Here is a 3900-nt window from a genome sequence, read left to right as displayed (position 1 = left end):
TGGGGTCAATGCTTCAATCTAAAATCTCAAATCTAAAATCTAAAATCGATTGACAGGCGTTTTACTTGGGCGGGAGGGAAATGTGCAAGATTTCGCCGATCGCCGAAAATCCCGCTCTAGTATAAACTCGAAATTCCTGCTCGTGTAGCGCCATCAAAAAAGCCACCGTAACACCCGCCTCAAAAGCCTCTCGCAACAACCGCGCCGTCAAAGCCCCTGCGATACCCCGCCGGCGAAAAGCAGCCCGCACACCAATTCCGGCGATTTCCGTCGTTTGATTTTGCGGTGGCGTGCAGATTCCAGCGCCCGCCGGTTCCCCCGTGGCTGCGACGCGGGCGAGTACCCCAATCCCACCCGCAGCCATAGTTTTCCGCAGACTCTCAACATCTTCAGGGCTGGGTACAGCCTCTCCATAAGCCTCGTTTTGCGCCGCCACAGTACCCAAAAGTTCGTCATCGGAAACAGGCAGAATTAGCTCGATTTCCGGCCCAATCGGCAGCAATTTCTCCGAGCCCGGAGTGCAAATCATCAGCGGTAAGCGTCCCTCAACGGTGAAACCAGCGGATATCAGGGCTTCTTCGACAGCCGGCGCGAGTTTCGTGACATATTCTAAACGTGGCTGTCGATCGCGCCCAGAGTACGCAGCAATCAGTGCGTTAACATCGGCGAGGGAGGGTGTGGCGCCATCTTCGGGAATCGCATAATTCAGATAAGGGTTGGTGCTGTGGGGGCTGAAGGTAGCGAGGAAAGGCCCAATGTGCTCGGTGTCGCGCTGCTGGCTGGCTGCAAAACGCAGGTATGCTTGAATGCGAGATTCCATAACTAGCTAAACTTAGGTAAGATCATTTTCAGGTTTGATCGTTCGGACTTCAGTCCGCATCAGGTTTGATCGTTCGGACTTCAGTCCTCATTCACCAAAGGACTCGCATTCCGAACGATCGAACCTATTGAGACGTTTGATCGTTCGGACTTCAGTCCTCATTCACCAGAGGACTTGCATTCCGAACGATCGAAGCTATTTGGCTGAAAACCCGTGCTGTTAAGCCGATTCTGGTTTTGGTAGCGAAGACGGAAGCACCAACAATTCGGCAGTCGATCGCTTCTCAACCATTTCCTTAGTAATCGTACACCGCGTCACATCCTTGCGCGACGGCAACTCGTACATCACATCTAACATCAACTCTTCGACAATTCCGCGCAGCGCCCGCGCTCCTGTTTTGCGGCGGTATGCTTCCTGGGCGATCGCCCGAATCGCATCCGACTGAAAATCCAACTGCACGTTATCCATTTTTAGCAGCTTTTGATACTGCTTCACCAAAGCATTGCGCGGCTCAGTCAAAATCGCCATCAGCGTCGCCTCATCCAGCGGATCTAACACAGCCGCCACCGGCACCCGCCCGATAAACTCTGGAATCATCCCGTATTTTACCAAATCGTCTGGTTCCAATTGCCTGAGCACATCAGCGGCTCGCTTTTCCTTCGGTTGAGCTTCTCCCGGCTGAATAAAACCCATTGACTTTTTACCAGTTCTCTGCTCGATCACTTTGTCCAGGCCGACAAAAGCGCCGCCGCAAATAAACATGATATTGCTGGTATCAATTTGGATGCAGTCTTGATACGGATGCTTGCGGCCGCCTTGAGGTGGTACATTGGCGATCGTCCCCTCCAGCATTTTCAGCAGCGCCTGCTGCACTCCTTCCCCAGAGACATCCCGCGTAATCGAAGGATTTTCGCTCTTGCGGGCAATTTTGTCAATTTCATCAATATAAATAATTCCGCGCTGCGCCTCTTCCACGTCCATATCTGCCACTTGCAGCAGCCGCAGCAAAATATTTTCCACATCTTCCCCGACATAGCCCGCTTCCGTCAGCGTTGTCGCGTCAGCCACCGCAAACGGCACGTCCAGCATATCCGCCAGCGTCTGAGCCAAGAGAGTTTTGCCGCAGCCTGTGGGCCCGATCAACAAAATATTTGATTTTTGCAGTTCTACTTCTTCTGGCGGGTGCTTGCCGCTATTTTTGGCATGAATAAAGCTGAGGCGCTTGTAGTGGTTGTAAACTGCTACTGAGAGGACTTTTTTTGCATCTTCTTGACCGATCGCATTTTCGTCGAGATAATTTTTAATTTCCCTCGGCTTGGGAATTTGGCTCATCGAGATACTTTTACCGGAGGTAGCGCGGCGTTTTTGCGTTGTTTCCTGCTTCGGAACCGCCGCCGCTGCGGGCACTGAACTCGAATCGAACAACTCCTCATCTAAAATTTCATTGCACAAATCAACACATTCATCGCAGATATAGACCCCTGGGCCTGCGATTAACTTGCGTACTTGCTCTTGAGACTTGCCGCAAAACGAACATTTTAGATGGGAGTCGTACTTAGACATAACAGCCTCTTAATTCAGTGCAGTGACGTTTTCTCCCGCAGCCGGAAGGTTTTCTTTTTCGATCACTCGATCGACCAATCCGTAATCTTTGGCTTCATCGGCTGACATAAAAAAGTCGCGCTCTGTATCTGCCTCTAATTTGTCGATCGGTTGACCTGTGTGATGAGCTAGCAGTTGATTCAGCTTACGCTTATGATAAAGGATTTCTTTAGCTTGAATCTCAATATCTACTGCTTGACCTTGAGCGCCTCCCAATGGCTGGTGGATCATAATCCGGGAGCTCGGAAGAGACATCCGTTTTCCGTGGGCTCCCGCTGTCAGCAGAAATGCGCCCATACTCGCAGCCAAACCGTAACAAATAGTCACTACATCCGGGCGGATTTGCTGCATTGTGTCATAAATTGCCATACCGGCCGTTACCGAGCCGCCGGGGGAATTAATGTACATTTGAACATCTTTTTCTGGATCTTCGGCATCTAGATACAATAGCTGAGCTACGATCGAGTCTGCCACCTCGTCAGTTACGGGAGTTCCTAAAAACACAATACGCTCCCGCAGCAAGCGCGAGTAAATGTCAAAGGCCCGCTCGCCCATCCCCGACTGTTCTAGTACCATCGGCACTACATTGCTGGGGCTAGAGCTGACATCAAAATCGTTATAGCTTGTAATTAGGTAATTGGAAGATTGAGATACCACCATAAGACACCAGTCAAGGATTATAGACGATTTACTGCTGATTTTGCTTGAAATTAAGCCGCCAGCTTTTAACTATTATGCCTCTTCTGAACCCTGATGTGGGGAATGGGGAGTTTTGAATCAGTGAGATTGCTTTGTGATTGGCGCCAAGCTGGCAGAGTGAATGAGTTATAGCAGTGGACAGTGGACAGTGGACAGTGGACAGTTGACAGTTGCACAACGGGAATCAAATCATTGATGCAGTACGGGTATCGGCTATATTCATGAAGTTATTTATAGCAATCGCCACAGCGTTGAGGACATAAATAACCTCATGAATATAGCTTCCTAACCCATAGCCTAAACGCTTTGATTTCCTGATTCTGCAACTGTCCACTGTCCACTGTCCACTGTCCACTGCTATATGTCCTCACCGATGTGGCGGTTGCTATATAAAGACTTACTTACAAATCGTGGCTGTTTTTAGTGCGCGCGAACCGAAGCCCAATTTCTGTTACAAAAACTTGGTTTGACTTGGTGGCCCCTACATAGAAACCTGGTTTCTAGCCCGCGCGCGCGGGCCCTGTTGTAGCAAGCATCAGGTGCGCGGCATTCGTGTCAATTTCAGCTTAAGAGTTGATAAATATCTTTTACCGCCTAGGGTAGATCCCCCTCGCATCCCCCTTAAGAAGGGTGACTTTGAGTACCTCCGGTTCCCCCCTTATTAAGGCTACGGTGTACACACATCTCTGTGTAGAACCAAAATCCTCGGAGATCCCCCTCGCATCCCCCTTAAGAAGGGGGACTTTAAGTACCTCCGGCCCCCCCCTTCTTAAGGGGGG

3 protein-coding genes are annotated in these 3900 nt (G+C 50.2%); all 3 read right to left on the bottom strand.

Going from position 1 to position 3900, the window contains the following annotated elements:
- Nucleotides 1–61: 61 nt before the first annotated feature.
- The gene (locus QT974_RS32210; protein ID WP_333472438.1) at nucleotides 62–820 is read right to left on the bottom strand and encodes a GNAT family N-acetyltransferase; all 759 of its coding nucleotides are present in this window, start codon (nucleotides 818–820) and stop codon (nucleotides 62–64) included.
- A 219-nt stretch (nucleotides 821–1039) separates the two neighbouring features.
- Entirely contained in the window at nucleotides 1040–2383 is a 1344-nt protein-coding gene (gene clpX, locus QT974_RS32205) for an ATP-dependent protease ATP-binding subunit ClpX (RefSeq protein WP_333472437.1), read from the bottom strand.
- A gap of 9 nt (nucleotides 2384–2392) precedes the next feature.
- The gene (gene clpP, locus QT974_RS32200; RefSeq protein WP_293247068.1) at nucleotides 2393–3082 is read right to left on the bottom strand and encodes an ATP-dependent Clp endopeptidase proteolytic subunit ClpP; all 690 of its coding nucleotides are present in this window, start codon (nucleotides 3080–3082) and stop codon (nucleotides 2393–2395) included.
- Nucleotides 3083–3900: the final 818 nt, after the last annotated feature.

Source organism: Microcoleus sp. BM001215392, from assembly GCF_036700185.1.
Classification (GTDB): domain Bacteria; phylum Cyanobacteriota; class Cyanobacteriia; order Cyanobacteriales; family Microcoleaceae; genus Microcoleus.
This window is presented reverse-complemented; position numbering and strand designations above follow the sequence as displayed.

Bases quoted from the DNA above. Each gene is read 5' to 3' on its own strand.
- clpX (WP_333472437.1), bottom strand. From the start codon at position 2,383: ATGTCTAAGTACGACTCCCATCTAAAATGTTCGTTTTGCGGCAAGTCT.
- clpP (WP_293247068.1), bottom strand. From the start codon at position 3,082: ATGGTGGTATCTCAATCTTCCAATTACCTAATTACAAGCTATAACGAT.
- QT974_RS32210 (WP_333472438.1), bottom strand. From the start codon at position 820: ATGGAATCTCGCATTCAAGCATACCTGCGTTTTGCAGCCAGCCAGCAG.